Below are 16224 nucleotides of genomic sequence, written 5' to 3' on the forward strand. Positions count from 1 at the left end.
GCACCCTCACGCCTCGCGGCTGCCATCCTTTCGAGTGACGGCGGGTGGGGTGAACTTCGGCGACCGGCCGTATCCGGCCGCACCCCCTCTCACCAGGCGAGTTCCCAGGTGTGGACCGCGTAGTGCACGGTCATGCCGTGGGCCTCGTAGAGGGCGAGGGCGCCCGTCTCGTTGCCGGTGTCCACCCCGAGGCCCACGGTGTCGCGACCCCGTGCGGCGTAGGCGGCGAAGCCGTGGCGGAGCAGGAAGCCGCCGACGCCCCGGCCGCGCGCGTCCTCGCGGACTCCGAGGTGACTGACCCAGCCCATGCTGGTCCGGTCGTCGCGGGTGAGCAGGACGGCCACGTCCCCCTCCTCGGGCAGGCTCGCGATCCAGACGAGGGACCAGTCGAGCGCGTGGCCGTCGATGTGGTCGAGCCAGGGCTCGTACGCCCGCTCCACATGGCCGTAGTGCGCGGCGAAGGTCTCCTCGATCAGGGCGTGGGCCCGCGCGCGGTCGGCCTCGTCGGCGGCGCAGTCGCGCAGGGTGAGGCCGGGCGGGGCGGGGGGCGCCGGGTCGGCGTCCGGGCGCAGCGAACGGGTCATCACCTGGTAGCGGCGCACGGTGCGGTAGCCGCGTTCGGTGAGGAGGTCGAGGTCCAGGGTGGGCTTCACGTTGAGCTGGAGGTGGAGGGCCACTCCCCCGTGCCCGGCGCCTCCCCCGTGCCCGTCCGCTCCCCCGTGCCCGCTCGCTCCCCCGTGCCCGCCCGCGAGGGCACGGGCTCGGGACTCCGCCCGCTCCAGCAGCCGCAGGGCCGCCTCCCGCTCCCCTGGCAGGACGTAGTGGTCGCAGTCGACGCGGCCGGGCCCGGAGTCGGCCCACACCAGGGCGTAGGCGACGAGCCGGCCGCCCCGGAAGGCCAGCCAGGAGTCGCGGGCGAGGTCGACGGCGGGGTTGCGCAGGTCCGCCTCGACGGTGCCGAGGTCGGTTTCGGGTCTGCCGATCTCGATGACGTCGACGGCGTTGAGCAGGGCGCAGATGTCGGGGGCGTCCCCGGGCCCGGCGGGCCGGACGGTCAGCTTGTCGCGCATCGGCCCACTCTCGGCCGGGCCGGGAGCCGACCGCAAGGGACTTTGGGCCCCGGCAGCCGAAAGAGGCGGCTGCGGCGTCCGGGAACGCCGGAGCGCCCGGGCCGGATCGGATCCGGTCCCGGGCGCCCTGGAACGCGTACGTCGGGGAGGGTCAGACGGCCAGGATGGCCTTCTCCTCGGCGAAGTGGCAGGCCGACTCGTGCGCGGCCGCGGTGTCGACACCGATGAACCGCGTCGGGATCGCCAGCACCGGCTCCTCCGTGGCGCAGCGGTCCTCCGCCTTCCAGCAACGGGTGCGGAAGCGGCAACCCGAGGGCGGGTTGGCCGGGGAGGGGACGTCACCGGTGAGGATGATGCGCTCGCGGGCCTCGCGGACCTCGGGGTCCGGGACGGGCACGGCGGAGAGCAGGGCCTGCGTGTACGGGTGGGTCGGGTGCTCGTAGATCGCCGCGTCGGAGCCGATCTCGGCCATCTTGCCCAGGTACATGACGCCCACGCGGTCCGAGATGTGCCGGACGATCGAGAGGTCGTGCGCGATGAAGACGTAGGAGAGGTTGAACTCGTCCTGGAGCTTCTCCATCAGGTTGATGACCTGCGCCTGCACCGACACGTCGAGCGCGGAGACCGGCTCGTCGCAGATGATGATCTCCGGGTTGAGCGCGAGGCCGCGGGCGATGCCGATGCGCTGGCGCTGGCCGCCGGAGAACTGGTGCGGGTAGCGGTTGATGTACTCGGGGTTCAGGCCCACCACGTCCAGGAGCTCCTGGACCTTGCGGCGCCGGTCGCCCTTCGGGGCCACCTCGGGGTGGATCTCGAAGGGCTCCCCGATGATGTCGCCGACCGTCATGCGCGGGTTCAGCGAGGTGTACGGGTCCTGGAACACCATCTGGATGTTGCGGCGGACGGCCTTGAGGGCCTTGCCGGACAGCCGGGTGATGTCCTGGCCCTTGTAGAAGACCTCGCCGGCGGTGGCCTTCTCCAGGCTCATCAGCAGCTTGGCGACGGTGGACTTGCCACAGCCGGACTCGCCGACGATGCCGAGGGTCTCGCCCCGGTAGAGGTCGAAGGAGATGCCGTCGACGGCCTTGACCGCTCCGACCTGCTTCTTGAACAGGATCCCCTGGGTCAACGGGAAGTGCTTGACCAGGTTGCGCACCTGGAGGATCGGCTCGCCCTTGGGCTCGGTCAGGTCAGCCATGGATCTGCTCCTTCCAGAAGTGGCACGCGCTGCTGCGGCCGGGCAGCTCGGCGCCGTCCCGCTCGGTCACCTGGTGCAGGACCGGCACGTCGGTGCGGCAGACGTCCTGGGCCTTGGGGCAGCGCGGGTTGAAGGCGCAGCCCGACGGGATCTTGAGCAGGTTGGGCGGCAGGCCCTTGATCGCGTACAGCTCCTGGCCCTTCTGGTCCAGGCGCGGGATCGAGTCGAGCAGGCCGCGGGTGTACGGGTGCGCCGGGCGCTTGTAGATCTCGTGCACCGGGGCGTTCTCGACGATCCGACCGCCGTACATGACCGCGATCTTGTCCGCGACGTCGGCGACGACGCCGAGGTCGTGGGTGATCAGGATCAGGCCCATGTTCATCTCGCGCTGGAGTTCCGCGAGGAGGTCCATGACCTGGGCCTGGACCGTCACGTCGAGGGCCGTGGTCGGCTCGTCGGCGATGATCAGGTCGGGCTCCAGGGCCATCGCCATGGCGATCATGATGCGCTGGCGCATGCCGCCGGAGAACTGGTGCGGGTAGTCACCCACGCGCGCCTTGGCGGCGGGGATCTTCACCCGGTCCATCAGCTCGATGGCCTTGGCCGTGGAGGCCTTCTTCGACATGCCGCGGTGGACGCGGAACATCTCTCCGAGCTGGGCGCCGACGGTGTGCACCGGGTTCAGCGAGGACAGCGCGTCCTGGAAGATCATGGCGATCTTCTGGCCGCGGATCTTGCGGAACTCCTCGGACGGCAGCTTCAGCAGGTCCGTGCCCTGGAACAGGATCTCGCCGTGCGGGATCTTGCCCGGGGGCATGTCGAGGATGCCCATGATGGCCTGCGCCGTCACGGACTTGCCCGAACCGGACTCGCCGAGGACGGCGAGGGTCTCGCCCGCGTTGACGGAGTACGAGACACCGTTGACGGCCTTGGCGACACCGTCGCGGGTGTGGAACTCGACGTGCAGGTCGCGCACTTCGAGGAGGGGGGTCGCGTCGGAGCCGGACCGGGGTCCGGGGACGCTCGAGGTCTTTTCGATGATGGTCAACGTACGCCCTTCCTCAGCGCAGCTTCGGGTCGAGGGCGTCGCGCACCGCGTCGCCGACCATGATGAACGCGAGCACGGTGATGCTCAGCGCGGCGGCCGGGAAGAGGAGCACGTGAGGTGCCTGCAGCCAGCGGATCGAGGCGTCGCTGACCATCAGGCCCCAGGAAATGCCGGGCGGCTGGACGCCGATGCCCAGGTAGGACAGGGCGGCCTCCGCACCGATGTACACACCGAGGCTGATGGCTCCGACCACGATCACGGGGGCGATCGCGTTCGGCAGGATGTGGCGCATCGTGATGCGCAGCGTGCCGGCGCCGAGGGCGCGGGCGGCCACCACGTAGTCGTTGTTCTTGTTCTGGAGCACCGAGGACCGCATGATGCGGAAGATCTGCGGCCAGCCCAGGGTCGCCATCACGATGGACACGGTCCAGGCGTTGCCCTTGCCGAGGCCCGACATGATCAGCATGCCGCCGAGGAGCAGCGGGATCGCGAAGAAGACCTCGGTGAAGCGGGACAGGAGGCTGTCCGTGAGCCCACCGGCCCAGCCGGCCAGCATGCCGAGCACGCCACCGACGACGACGACCAGGGTGGTGGTCACGACGCCGACGATGATCGAGTTGCGGGCGGCCCACACGGTTCGCGTGTAGACGTCGCAGCCCTGGACGTCGAAGCCGAACCAGTGGTCGGCGCTCGGCGTCTTCAGGGAGTCGCCCAGCTGGCAGGCGTTGGACGCGAAGGGGCTGCTGGAGGTGAACAGCTGCGGCACCGCGGCCAGCAGGAGCAGGAAGAGGACCAGGCCCCCGCCGATCAGGAAGATCGGGTTGCGGCGCAGGTCGGCAAGAGCGTCGGACCAGAGGCTGGCCTCGCGCTCCTTAGGCGCCTTGCCGGCGTCCTTGGTGGCCCGGCCGCTCGCGGAGGGAGCACCCGCGGTCTGGGTGTCGGTCAACTCATCCCCCACCGTAGTTGTGTCACGCATAGCGGATCCTCGGGTCGAGCACGGCGTAGAGCATGTCCACGATCAGGTTGGCGACGAGATACACGATGATCAGGAGCGAGACGACGCCCACGATCACGGTGCCTTCCTTCCGGTAGACCGACTCGGCCAGCAGGCCGCCGATCCCGTGGATGTTGAAGATCTTCTCCGTGATGACCGCGCCGCCCATCAGGCCGCCGAGGTCGGCGCCGAGGAAGGTGACGATCGGGATCAGCGCGTTGCGCAGCGCGTGGCGTCCGATGACGCGGCGGCGCGGCAGGCCCTTGGCGGTGGCGGTGCGCACGTAGTCCGCGCGCATCGTCTCCATCAGGCTCGTACGGGTCAGTCGGGCCACGTACGCCAGCGAGGTCGAGGCGAGCACGAGCGCCGGAAGGAGATAGGCCCTGATGCCGTCGTTCTCGTTGAAGGAGACGGGGAAGAAGTCGATGCCCCAGCTGTTCTTCAGCTGCACGCCGAGCGTCAGCTGGAGGATGAAGCCACTGACGAAGACCGGGATGGAGATGACCATCAGCGTCGACAGAAGGACGAGTTGGTCGAGGAACTTGCCCCGGCGCAGAGCGGCCATGATGCCCGCGAGGACGCCGACGACGGCCTCGATCAGGAAGGCCACGATGGCGAGGTTCATCGTGTACGGGAAGGACTCGGTGATCTTGTCCCAGACGGATCGTCCGGTCAGGGTCTCTCCGAAGTTCCCCTGGAACAGGTTGGAAATGTAGTTCCAGTACTGCGACAGGAAGGAGTCGTCGAGGTGGTACTTCTCGCGAAGCATCGCAGCGACGACCGGGTCTGCCTTCTTCTCTCCGGCCAGTGCCTGAATCGGGTCACCGGGGAGCTTGAAGGACAGCCAATAGATCAGGAACGTGGCACCGATCAGTACAGGGATCGCCTGTATGAGTCGGCGGATGAGGTAGCGGCCCATCAGACCTCCAGCGGAAGAACAGGGGGAAAGGGCCGGCAGGCGGAAACCTGATTCCGCCTGCCGCCCCAGATGTCCCCTTAGTGAAGAGGGGTGTTAGTTGAGCTCGACGTTCGGCAGGTCGATACGACCCTGGGCGTCGACCTCGACGTTCTTCACGGTCTTGGAGTAGGCCGAAGAAGACATGTACGTGTAGACCGGGATGTACGGCAGCTCCTTGAGGAGGATGTCGTCGGCCTGCTGGTACAGCTTGAGACCCGCGGCGGCGTCAGGGGCCCTGTCGGCCTGGTCCATCAGCTTCTCGAAGTCCTCGTTGACGTAACCGCCGTAGTTGGAGCCGTTCTCGATCGCGACCTTCGAGAAGATCGGACGGAGGTAGTTCTCCGCGGCCGGGTAGTCCATCTGCCACGCCATGCGGAAGGCGCCCTTGTACTTCTTCGCCTGGAGGTCGTCCAGCATCTCGCCGAACTTGGCGAACGGCTTGGTGGTGACCTCGAGACCGAGGTTCGCCTTCAGCTGGTTCGCGACGGCCTCGATCCATTCCTTGTGGCCGCCGTCGGCGTTGTAGCCGAGTTCGATCTTGTTACCGGGGATGCCACCGGCCTGGGTGAAGATCTCCTTGGCCTTGGCCGCGTTGTACGTGCCGGCCTCGCCCAGGGCGCCCTTGCGGTAACCGGGGACGATCGGGCTGATGAAGTCGTCGGCCGGCTTGCGCGTGCCGTTGAAGATGGTCTTGCCGATGGCGTCCCGGTCGATCGCCATGGAGATCGCCTTGCGGATCTCCGGCTTGCCGAAGGCCTCCGGGTTGGTGGAGATCGGCAGACCGATGTAGCCCACGCCCGACTCGGGCTTGTAGATGTAGCGGTCGCCGAACTCCTGGGAGACGGTGGCCATCGCCGAGACGGGGAGCTTGTTGACGATCTGGAGCGTGTCGGCGCGCAGGTCGTTGTACTGCGTGTCGAGGTTGTCGTAGATCTTGAAGTTGACGCCCGCGAGCTTCGCACGGCCGTCGGCCGGGAACTTGTCGTAGCGCTTGATCTTGATCTGCTTGTTGTGCTCCCAGGCGCCGTCCATCTGGAAGGGGCCGTTGCCGATCGGGTTCTCGCCGAACTTCTTCGGGTCGGCGTCGAACGCCTTCGGCAGCGGGTAGAAGGCGTTGTAGCCCAGCATCGTCTTGAACTGGGAGAACGGGTCCTTCAGCGTGACGGTGAAGGTCTTGTCGTCAACGACCTTCAGGCCCTTGAGCTCCTTGGTGGTGGGCTTCTTGCCCTTACCCGGAGCCAGCTCGTCGGAGCCCTCGATCTTCGCGTAGAAGGGCAGGCCCTCCGCGGCGTTGTCCTGGTTGGCACCCCAGTTCCAGGCGCGGACGAACGACGCGGCGTCCACCTTCTCGCCGTTGTGGAAGGTGTAGCCGTCCTTGATCTTGATGGTCCAGGTCTTCGAGTCCGTGGTCTCGATGGACTCGGCGACCGCGAGCTTGGGCTCGCTGGTCTTCGGGTCGTACTTGACCAGACCGACGAAGATCGCGTTGAGGACCTGCGCACCCTCGGACTCGGCGGTGTTCTGACCCACCAGTCCGTGCTGCGGCTCACCGAGCCCAACGGTGATGTTGCCGCCGGCGGCGCCGGCGTTGTCGTCCTTGCTGGTGCTGCATGCCGTGGCAGCCATCGCCACGATGACGGCACCCACGACCCACTTGGCGCTCGTTGCTCCGCGCATGGGTATTTGCCTCCTCAGGAGTCACTGTCGATTCGTGAAGGACCCGGTTCGTGCTGACACCCCTGACAGCGAGATCCGGTCCCATCGTGTGTGCTCGTGAGTCGACGCTCCCCACAGCGTGTGACCCATTGACCCGAGCTCAATGGAGCCAATCCTCGGGGACGCCCAGACCGTAAACCACACTTAAGTGGTCTCGTTTTCACAACATCACCGCATAGCGAAAACCCGATATCCGGACAAACAGATAGGAGACAGACACGTGCGAAACGGACGGTTAGCTCACCTTCCGGAGTGTCACGGTCGTTATGCGGACATCAGAACGTCACAATCCGTTTGACAAACGAGAACAGCCCCTCCCCACACCGGCGCGGTGTGGGGAGGGGCTGTTTTCGGCCGTACGACTCTCAGACAGTCGTCAAGCGGTGGTACAGGGGCCCTACTTGCCGGACTTGGCGCGCGAAGCGGTGCGCGAGCGGTCCTTCTGGTCCAGGACGACCTTGCGGATGCGGACGGCCTCCGGGGTCACCTCGACGCACTCGTCGTCGCGGCAGAACTCCAGGGACTGCTCCAGGGAGAGCTTGCGCGGGGGCACCACGTTCTCGGTGTTGTCCGCCGAAGCCGCACGCATGTTGGTGAGCTTCTTCTCCTTGGTGATGTTCACGTCCATGTCGTCGGAGCGCGAGTTCTCGCCGACGATCATGCCCTCGTACACCTCGGTGCCGGGGTCGGTGAACAGGACGCCGCGCTCCTGGAGGTTGATCATCGCGAACGGCGTGACCGAGCCGGAGCGGTCGGCGACCAGGGAACCGTTGTTACGGGTCACCAGGGGGCCGAACCACGGCTCGTGGCCCTCGTGGATGGAGTGGGCGATGCCGGTGCCGCGCGTGCCCGTCAGGAACTCCGTACGGAAGCCGATCAGGCCGCGCGACGGGACGACGAACTCCATGCGGACCCAGCCGGAGCCGTGGTTCGACATGTTGTCCATGCGGCCCTTGCGGATGCCCATGAGCTGCGTGACCGCGCCCATGTGCTCCTCGGGGACGTCGACCGTCATGCGCTCGACCGGCTCGTGCACCTTGCCGTCGATCTGCTGGGTGACCACCTGCGGCTTGCCGATGGTCAGCTCGAAGCCCTCGCGGCGCATCTGCTCGACCAGGATGGCGAGCGCGAGCTCACCACGGCCCTGGACCTCCCAGGCGTCGGGACGCTCGGTGTCGAGGACGCGGAGCGAGACGTTGCCGACCAGTTCGCGGTCGAGGCGGTCCTTGACCTGGCGGGCGGTGACCTTGCGGTCCTTGACCGCGGACTTGGCGTCCGCGCCCTTGCCGCTGCCGCCGCGGCCGACCATCGGGGAGGTGTTCGTACCGATGGTCATGGAGATCGCCGGCTCGTCGACCGAGATCAGCGGGAGCGCGATCGGGTTCTCCGGGTCGGCCAGGGTCTCGCCGATCATGATGTCGGGGAAACCGGCGACCGCGCAGATGTCACCCGGGCCCGCCATCTCGGCCGGCTTGCGGGTGAGCGCCTCGGTCATCATCAGCTCGGTGATGCGGACGTTGGAGATCGTGCCGTCACGCTTGATCCACGCGACGGTCTGACCCTTGCGCAGCTCGCCCTGCTCGACGCGGACGAGCGCGATGCGGCCGAGGAAGTTGTCGGCGTCCAGGTTGGTGACGTGGGCCTGGAGGGGGGCCTCCTCGTCGTACACCGGGGCCGGGACGTGCTCCAGGATGGTGGAGAAGAACGGCTCCAGGCTGTCGCTGTCCGGGGGGACGGTGCCGTCCTCCGGCTTGGTCAGCGAGGCGACGCCGTCACGGCCACAGGCGTAGACGATCGGGAACTCGATCTGGTCCTCGTCGGCGTCCAGGTCCAGGAACAGGTCGTACGTCTCGTTGACGACCTCGTCGATCCGGGAGTCCGGGCGGTCCGTCTTGTTGATGCACAGGATGACCGGCAGCTTCTGCTGCAGGGCCTTGCGCAGCACGAAGCGGGTCTGCGGCAGGGGGCCCTCGGAGGCGTCCACCAGCAGGACGACCGCGTCCACCATCGACAGACCGCGCTCGACCTCACCACCGAAGTCGGCGTGGCCGGGGGTGTCGATGATGTTGATCGTGATGGGCGCCCCGCCGTCCTTGGGGTGGTACTTCACCGCCGTGTTCTTGGCGAGGATCGTGATGCCCTTCTCACGCTCCAGGTCGTTCGAGTCCATCATGCGGTCGTCGAGGTGCTGGTGGGCGGCGAAGGCACCGGCCTGCTTGAGCATGGCATCGACGATGGTCGTCTTGCCATGGTCGACGTGGGCGACGATGGCGACGTTACGGATGTCGTGGCGCGTGGGCACTTCGGCGCTTCTCCCGGGATCGTGGATGGCGACGCGTACGGTCCGGCACGCGAGCCTCGACCGGGCGGAAAACCTGCCACGGCCTTACCCCATCGTACGTCGCGTGGCGGGAACTGCCTGCCGGGGGGTCTGTCAAGAGGCCGGGGGACTGAGCGCGACCGGGCTGTGGGTGGGGAGCCCGGGTCGTGGGGGGAGCCTGTGTTCATGCGGGTCAACGGGTACTTACGACCTTGCCCGCCGGGGGATCCGGCGGGCAAGGGACTTGAGTCACTTCTGAGCTTGTGACCCGTGCGTCAACCCGACAGGCCCCGTTTTTTCACCACTTCTCCTCCCCGCAGGTTCTTCGCGCCGGCAGTTGTTCCGCGGCAGCGGCTAGCCGTTCTTCTCGGCGTCCTCGGCCGTGGCCGGCTTCTTCCAGCCGATGTCCTGGAACCGGGGCGCGCCCAGACCGAAGGCGCCGGCATTGGCCAGACCGGGCTTGGCCGCGACCAGCTCGGGGCGCTGGTAGAGCGGGATGGAGCCGGCCGCGGCCCAGATCCGGGCGTCGGCCTTGCGCATCAGCTCGCGCGCCTTCGCTTCGTCCAGCTCGCCGAGCGCCTGATCGAACAATTGATCGACCTGGTCGGTGCCGACCCGGGTGTAGTTCTGTTCGACGAGGAGCGAGCCGTCGGCGGCCGGCTCCGGCTTGGCGAAGATCGGGCGGGCGTCGGTGGCCGGGAAGGCCGTCGCGGGCCAGGAGTACAGCGCCAGGTCGTACTGGCCGGAGGCGATGTGGTCCTTGAAGAAGGACTCGTCCGTGACCTTCTTCAGCTCGGTGTTGATCCCGACCTTCTGGAGCATCTGGGAGATCCGCTCGCCCACCGTGCGCAGCGCCTCCGAACCGGGTCCGGCCGGGAGCACGAAGCGCAGGCTCAGCGGCTTGCCGTCCTTGGCCAGCATCGCGCCCGAGGTGCGGGTCTGCTTGGCCGGGGCGGGGGCCGGGCTCGCCTTGGCGGGCTCCTTGTCGTCGCCCTCGGCGCCCTGCTCCGCCTCGGCGGGCGCGGCCGGCGCGGCGGCGGCCTTGGCGTCGTCGAGGCCGCGCGCCTGGGTCAGCAGTACGTGCTCCTGCTCGGCCGCGAGCGATCCGGGGGCGAGGACCGGGGAGGTCCGCTCCCCCTCGGGGAGGGCGGGCCGCCCGCCGTTGCGGCCGTCGTCCTGGCCCACGATGTAGAGGCCGTCGTTGCCGGTGCCCGGTCCGGCCGGGCTCGCGGGGCCCGCCGGCGTCTTGGAGTCGTCCTGGGTGCTCTCGGCGCCCGCCTTGGCCCCGACGGGCTCGGTGATCTTGCCGCCCCGGCGCCACCCGGCGTCCGCGAGCAGGGCCTGCGCGGCCTGGGTGTCCTGGCCGCCGAGGGCGTCGCTGTTGTCGGCGTACGCCTGCTGCCCGGCCAGCGCCAGGTGGCTGCCGACCGGCTTCGCGGGCAGGCCGAGCGGCTTGAGGACGATCTCGGCCAGCGCCGTACGGTCCAGGGCGCGGGCCACCGCCCGCCGGACCCGCTCGTCGGACAGCGGTCCGGAGGCGCCGTTCATGGCGAGCTGCGTGTAGGCGGGCTCCAGCGACCGGCGGACCGTGAAGCCGCCCAGGGCCCCCTGCTCGTCCGCGTACTTCTTGACCGCCGCCGCGTTCTTCTCGCGGATCTCCTGCTCTTCCCTGGCCTTGCCCTCGTCGGCGCCGTGGGCCAGCGCCCAGGAGAGGGTCGCCTGGGCCGGGGTGAGGGAGGCGCCGGGGCCGTGGGCCCCCGTGGTCTTGCCCGCGTCGCGGTGCGCGAGGGCGATCCGGTCGGCCCCGGCCCGGTCGATCTCCGCCAGGTCGAGCTTCCCGGCGGCCAGCGCGGCCGGGCGGCCGGCGCGGGGCACCGCCGTCAGGACGAGGGTGTCGAGCTTGGCGGTGCGACCCCACCAGCGGGGGTTGCGGGTGAGGGCCGCGGTGCCGGTCTTCTTGTCGATGGCGCCGAGGCCGAAGGGGCCGGCGGTGACCTTCAGGGCGCCGCGGGCGCCCTCGTTGAAGGCGTCCGGGGTGCCCGTGACCTGCTTGGGGTAGAGCGGGGTGAACAGGGCGCGCCAGTCCCCGTACGGCTTGTTGAAGGTGACCTTCACCTCCAGGTCCGTCTTGCCGCGCTCGATCTTCTCGATCCGGTCGTAGCCGGCGTTGCGGGCCGTCCAGTACGCCGAGTCCTTGCCGTTCAGGGCGCGCCACTGGGCCACGAAGTCGGGGGCGCCGATCTCGCGCCCGTCGCTCCAGACCGCCTTCTGGTTCAGCTTGTACAGGACGACCTGTTTGGGCTCGCGCTCGACGACGTCGGCCTTCTCCAGGTAGTCGGGGTTGGCCACCGGCCGGCCCTTGGCGTCGAGCACGAACAGCTGCGGCAGCACGGCTCCCGCGATCCGGGAGGTGGTGGCGTCGGCGTCGGCCTGGAAGGTGTTCAGGGTCTCGGGGAGCCCGTCCACCGCCCAGCGCAGGACGCCGCCGTCGGCGATCCGGTCGCGGGCCGTCGTCGCGATGTCGGGTCCCGCCGCGGCCGGTCCGCCCTCGTCGTCACCCGCTCCGCAGCCCGCGAGGAGCGGCAGTGCAAGGACTCCCGAGGTGAGGAGCGCCAAGGACCTGCGCCTTCTCTGGGTCATGGGGGTCATGGGTGGTACCTCCGGCGGGGCGTGGGCCGTGACAAGGGCGGGTGGTGATCACGTTCGGCGGTATATGGAGCTGATCACACTGGTGCGAAACCCACTGAAATCCACCCACCCCCAGGTCCTTCGGAGCGCACCCGCGCCACGCCGCGAACCCCACCCGTGCGGACCAATCCCGCTTGCGGACGGGCGGGCGTTCCCCCCGGGAGGGGGAGGGACCGGGGTCAAAACCGGGGTCGAAAGGGGCGCACGGTTCCGGCCTGCGCGCCCGCAATCGCCGCACGTCCCTTCACAACCGGGGACGGGAGGCGCGACACTCGCAGGCGCCCGTGAGCGTTGCACCGCACCCGCGGAAGTGAGGGTCACGTCATGTCCCTGCAAGACGATCTGAGTGCCGTACGCCGCAACCTCGACGAGCTGGTCCGCTCGGTGGAGCGGCTGGAGCGTGACGTCGGGGACGCCGCCCCGCGCCCGCCCGGCGCGCCCGGCCCGAAGCCGACCGGCGCCGCCCCGGTGATGGTCCCGGTCCCCGACACCCCGTACGACAGCTCGCTGTGGACGGACTCCGACGACGAGGGCCTGGGCGTCCGCGACCGGCGCGCGCCCTAGCGGATCTTGCCGGGCCCGGGTCGTCCCGGCGGGGCCTTCCGGCCCGCGCGTTCCGGCGTCCGTCCGCACGAGCGCCCACCCCATCTGGCCCGGCCGCACGCGCCGCCGGGCCTCCTGGGCCACCCCTCATCACTCCACCCGGAGTTCCCCTTGGCCACAGGCACGGAACCACCCCAGCAGCGGCCCGGAGGCGTCCACGGACCCTCCCGGGCCGCCATCGCGGCCCGGCACCTGCGGACCGACCGGTGGTGGCTGTCGCCCGCCGGCACCGCCGCCGGGCTGCTCGCCTTCATCGTCTACTCGACCTGGCGGGCGTTCTCCGACGCCCACTACTACGCCGCCCCCTACGTCTCGCCCTTCTACTCCCCCTGCCTGGCGGAGAACTGCGCGACCATGCGCGGCGGACCCAACTGGGACCTCTTCGGCAGCTGGTGGGGCCTGTCCCCCGCCCTGATCGTCCTGGTCTTCCCGCTCGGCTTCCGGCTGACCTGCTACTACTACCGCAAGGCCTACTACCGGGGCTTCTGGGCCTCGCCGCCCGCCTGCGCGGTCGCCGAGCCGCACGCCTCGTACTCCGGCGAGACCCGCTTCCCGCTGGTCTTCCAGAACATGCACCGGTACTTCTTCTACGCGGCGCTCCCGGTCGCGGGCATCCTCACCTACGACACCGTGCTGACCTTCCGGGACGCGCACTACGCGTGGGGCCACATGGGGCTGGGGACCGTGCTGTTCCTCGTCAACATCGTCCTCATCTGGGCGTACACCCTCTCCTGCCACTCGTGCCGGCACATCATGGGCGGCCGCCTGAAGCACTTCTCCCGGCACCCGGTGCGCTACCGCCTGTGGGGCTGGGTCAGCCGGCTCAACACCCGGCACATGCAGCTGGCGTGGGCCTCCCTGATCAGCGTGGCCGCCTGCGACTTCTACGTGTACCTGCTGGCCACCGGCACCTTCACCGACCCGAGGATCTTCTGACATGGCCCAAGTGGAACGGCAGCAGTGGGACGTGGTCGTGGTCGGCGCGGGCGGCGCCGGACTGCGGGCCGCGATCGAGGCCCGCGAGCGGGGCGCCCGTACGGCCGTGATCTGCAAGTCCCTGTTCGGCAAGGCCCACACGGTGATGGCGGAGGGCGGGATCGCCGCCTCCATGGGCAACGTCAACAGCGGGGACAACTGGCAGGTGCACTTCCGCGACACCATGCGCGGCGGCAAGTTCCTCAACCAGTGGCGGATGGCCGAACTGCACGCGAAGGAGGCCCCGGACCGGGTCTGGGAGCTGGAGACCTGGGGCGCGCTCTTCGACCGGACCCCCGACGGGCGGATATCCCAGCGCAACTTCGGCGGCCACGAGTACCCGCGCCTCGCGCACGTCGGCGACCGGACCGGTCTGGAACTGATCCGCACCCTCCAGCAGAAGATCGTCCAGCTCCAGCAGGAGGACTTCAAGGAGTTCGGGGACCACGAGGCCCGCCTCAAGGTCTTCCAGGAATGCACGGTCACCAGGGTCCTCAAGGACGGCGACCGGGTCTCGGGCACCTTCTGCTACGAGCGCGAGAGCGGCCGCTTCTTCGTCCTGGAGGCCCCGGCGGTCGTGCTGGCCACCGGCGGGATCGGCAAGTCCTTCAAGACCACCTCCAACTCCTGGGAGTACACCGGCGACGGCCACGCGCTGGCCCTGCTCGCCGGGGCGCCCCTGCTGAACATGGAGTTCGTGCAGTTCCACCCGACCGGCATGGTCTGGCCGCCCTCGGTGAAGGGGATCCTCGTCACCGAGTCGGTGCGCGGCGACGGCGGGGTGCTGCGCAACAGCGAGGGCACGCGGTTCATGTTCGACTACGTCCCGGACGTCTTCAAGGAGAAGTACGCGGAGTCCGAGGAGGAGGGCGACCGCTGGTACGAGGACCCGGACCACAACCGGCGCCCGCCCGAGCTGCTCCCCCGCGACGAGGTGGCCCGGGCCATCAACTCCGAGGTCAAGGCGGGGCGCGGCTCCCCGCACGGCGGGGTGTTCCTGGACGTGTCCACCCGGATGCCGGCCGAGAGGATCAAGCGGCGGCTGCCTTCGATGTACCACCAGTTCAAGGAGCTGGCGGACGTGGACATCACCGCCGAGCCGATGGAGGTCGGCCCGACCTGCCACTACGTGATGGGCGGGATCGCCGTCGAATCGGACACCGCCGCCACCCTCGGGGTGCCGGGGCTGTTCGCGGCGGGCGAGGTCGCGGGCGGCATGCACGGCTCGAACCGGCTGGGCGGGAACTCCCTCTCCGACCTGCTGGTCTTCGGCCGGCGGGCCGGGCTGCACGCGGCGCGGCACGCCGCCTCGGCCGCCGCGCCGCCGCTGGTGTCCCAGGCCGAGGTGGACGCCGCCGCGGCCGAGGCCCTGGCCCCCTTCCGGGCGGAGGACGGCGCGGAGAACCCGTACACGCTCCACCAGGAGCTGCAGACGACGATGAACGACCTGGTCGGGATCATCCGCCGGGCCGGGGAGATGACCGAGGCGCTGGAGCGGCTCGCGGCCCTGCGGGTACGGGCGGCCCGCGCCGGGGTGGAGGGGCACCGGCAGTTCAACCCGGGCTGGCACCTCGCCCTGGACCTGCGCAACATGCTGCTGGTCAGCGAGTGCGTGGCCCGCGCCGCCCTGGAGCGCACCGAGTCCCGGGGCGGGCACACCCGGGAGGACTGCCCGGCCATGGAGCGGGAGTGGCGGCCGGTGAACCTGCTGTGCCGCCCCGTCGAGCCGGGGCCGGGGCCCGTCGATCCGGCGGCCGACCGGATCGCCCTCGTACGCACCCGGACCGATCCCATCCGCCCGGACCTGCTCGCGCTGTTCGAGAAGGAAGAGCTGGCCAAGTACCTCGCCGAAGAGGAGATGTACGAGTGAGCGCATACGATGCCGCCTTCCGCGTGTGGCGCGGCGACGCGGAGGGCGGGGAGCTGCGGGACTTCACCGTCGAGGTCAACGACGGCGAGGTGGTCCTGGACATCGTCCACCGGATCCAGGCCACCCAGGCCTCGGACCTGGCGGTGCGGTGGAACTGCAAGGCGGGCAAGTGCGGTTCGTGCAGCGCGGAGGTCAACGGTCGGCCGAGGCTGCTGTGCATGACCCGGATGTCGACCTTCGACCGGGACGAGACGGTGACGATCACGCCGCTGCGGGCGTTCCCGGTGGTCCGGGACCTGGTCACGGACGTCTCGTTCAACTACGCGAAGGCGCGCGAGGTCCCGGCCTTCGTGCCGCCGGCGGGGGTGGCCCCGGGCGAGTACCGGATGGCGCAGGTGGACGTGGAGCGCTCACAGGAGTTCCGCAAGTGCATCGAGTGCTTCCTGTGCCAGGACACCTGTCACGTGGTGCGCGACCACGAGGAGAACAAGTCGGCCTTCGCCGGTCCGCGCTTCCTGATGCGGGTGGCGGAGCTGGACATGCACCCGCTGGACGCGGCCGCCGAGGCGGGGCTGGACCGCAAGCGCACCGCCCAGGAGGAGCACGGCCTGGGCCTCTGCAACATCACCAAGTGCTGTACGGAGGTCTGCCCCGAGGGGATCAAGATCACCGACAACGCACTGATCCCGCTGAAGGAGCGGGCGGTGGACCGCAAGTACGACCCCCTGGTCTGGCTGGGTGACAAGATCCTGCGCCGGGGCGAGGGCCGGTAGCCGCACGCCAC

Annotated in this window: 12 protein-coding genes; 4 read left to right on the top strand and 8 right to left on the bottom strand. The window is 69.5% G+C overall.

Features of this window, described 5'->3' with window-relative positions:
• Positions 1-89: 89 nt before the first annotated feature.
• From ACIOD1_RS02005 to ACIOD1_RS02040, 8 genes are all read right to left on the bottom strand, one after another.
• Entirely contained in the window at positions 90-1070 is a 981-nt protein-coding gene (locus ACIOD1_RS02005) for a GNAT family N-acetyltransferase (RefSeq protein WP_401899615.1), read from the bottom strand.
• 151 nt (positions 1071-1221) lie between these two features.
• The gene (locus ACIOD1_RS02010; RefSeq protein ID WP_365617750.1) at positions 1222-2268 is read right to left on the bottom strand and encodes a dipeptide ABC transporter ATP-binding protein; all 1047 of its coding nucleotides are present in this window, start codon (positions 2266-2268) and stop codon (positions 1222-1224) included.
• A complete protein-coding gene (locus ACIOD1_RS02015; protein WP_365617752.1) occupies positions 2261-3316 on the bottom strand; it encodes an ABC transporter ATP-binding protein in 1056 nt (351 codons plus the stop codon). The genes ACIOD1_RS02010 and ACIOD1_RS02015 overlap by 8 nt, the downstream gene beginning before the upstream one ends.
• A gap of 13 nt (positions 3317-3329) precedes the next feature.
• A complete protein-coding gene (locus ACIOD1_RS02020) occupies positions 3330-4292 on the bottom strand; it encodes an ABC transporter permease (protein ID WP_365617754.1) in 963 nt (320 codons plus the stop codon).
• On the bottom strand, positions 4285-5229 hold the full coding sequence (locus ACIOD1_RS02025; protein WP_365617756.1) for an ABC transporter permease: 945 nt from the start codon (positions 5227-5229) through the stop codon (positions 4285-4287). The genes ACIOD1_RS02020 and ACIOD1_RS02025 overlap by 8 nt, the downstream gene beginning before the upstream one ends.
• A 93-nt stretch (positions 5230-5322) precedes the next feature.
• Positions 5323-6945: an ABC transporter substrate-binding protein gene (locus ACIOD1_RS02030; RefSeq protein WP_365617758.1), complete on the bottom strand. Its 1623-nt coding sequence runs from the start codon at positions 6943-6945 to the stop codon at positions 5323-5325.
• Between the two features lie 436 nt (positions 6946-7381).
• Positions 7382-9286 carry a translational GTPase TypA gene (typA, locus tag ACIOD1_RS02035; protein WP_365617760.1) on the bottom strand — a complete coding sequence of 635 codons (1905 nt, stop codon included), beginning with the start codon at positions 9284-9286 and terminating at the stop codon, positions 7382-7384.
• A gap of 372 nt (positions 9287-9658) precedes the next feature.
• Positions 9659-11953, bottom strand: coding sequence for an ABC transporter family substrate-binding protein (locus tag ACIOD1_RS02040; RefSeq protein ID WP_401899620.1), 2295 nt, complete (start codon positions 11951-11953; stop codon positions 9659-9661).
• 363 nt (positions 11954-12316) lie between these two features.
• On the opposite strand from ACIOD1_RS02040, the gene ACIOD1_RS02045 reads away from it, so the two are divergent.
• The 4 genes from ACIOD1_RS02045 (at position 12317) to ACIOD1_RS02060 (ending at position 16213) form a co-directional block, all read left to right on the top strand.
• Positions 12317-12556, top strand: coding sequence for a hypothetical protein (locus tag ACIOD1_RS02045; protein WP_365617764.1), 240 nt, complete (start codon positions 12317-12319; stop codon positions 12554-12556).
• A 150-nt stretch (positions 12557-12706) separates the two neighbouring features.
• Positions 12707-13531, top strand: coding sequence for a hypothetical protein (locus ACIOD1_RS02050; RefSeq protein ID WP_365617766.1), 825 nt, complete (start codon positions 12707-12709; stop codon positions 13529-13531).
• A gap of 1 nt (position 13532) precedes the next feature.
• A complete protein-coding gene (locus ACIOD1_RS02055) occupies positions 13533-15440 on the top strand; it encodes a fumarate reductase/succinate dehydrogenase flavoprotein subunit (RefSeq protein WP_365617768.1) in 1908 nt (635 codons plus the stop codon).
• Complete coding sequence (locus ACIOD1_RS02060) at positions 15437-16213, top strand: succinate dehydrogenase/fumarate reductase iron-sulfur subunit (RefSeq protein WP_365617769.1); 777 nt, start codon at positions 15437-15439, stop codon at positions 16211-16213. Before ACIOD1_RS02055 ends, ACIOD1_RS02060 begins: the two co-directional genes overlap by 4 nt.
• The last annotated feature ends 11 nt before the right edge of the window (positions 16214-16224 follow it).

The sequence above is a fragment of the Streptomyces sp. NPDC088097 genome (assembly GCF_044741845.1).
In the GTDB taxonomy this organism is placed as follows: domain Bacteria; phylum Actinomycetota; class Actinomycetes; order Streptomycetales; family Streptomycetaceae; genus Streptomyces.

Bases quoted from the DNA above. Each gene is read 5' to 3' on its own strand.
- ACIOD1_RS02005 (WP_401899615.1), bottom strand. From the start codon at position 1,070: ATGCGCGACAAGCTGACCGTCCGGCCCGCCGGGCCCGGGGACGCCCCC.
- ACIOD1_RS02010 (WP_365617750.1), bottom strand. From the start codon at position 2,268: ATGGCTGACCTGACCGAGCCCAAGGGCGAGCCGATCCTCCAGGTGCGC.
- ACIOD1_RS02020 (WP_365617754.1), bottom strand. From the start codon at position 4,292: ATGCGTGACACAACTACGGTGGGGGATGAGTTGACCGACACCCAGACC.
- ACIOD1_RS02025 (WP_365617756.1), bottom strand. From the start codon at position 5,229: ATGGGCCGCTACCTCATCCGCCGACTCATACAGGCGATCCCTGTACTG.
- ACIOD1_RS02030 (WP_365617758.1), bottom strand. From the start codon at position 6,945: ATGCGCGGAGCAACGAGCGCCAAGTGGGTCGTGGGTGCCGTCATCGTG.
- ACIOD1_RS02040 (WP_401899620.1), bottom strand. From the start codon at position 11,953: ATGACCCCCATGACCCAGAGAAGGCGCAGGTCCTTGGCGCTCCTCACC.
- ACIOD1_RS02045 (WP_365617764.1), top strand. From the start codon at position 12,317: ATGTCCCTGCAAGACGATCTGAGTGCCGTACGCCGCAACCTCGACGAG.
- ACIOD1_RS02055 (WP_365617768.1), top strand. From the start codon at position 13,533: ATGGCCCAAGTGGAACGGCAGCAGTGGGACGTGGTCGTGGTCGGCGCG.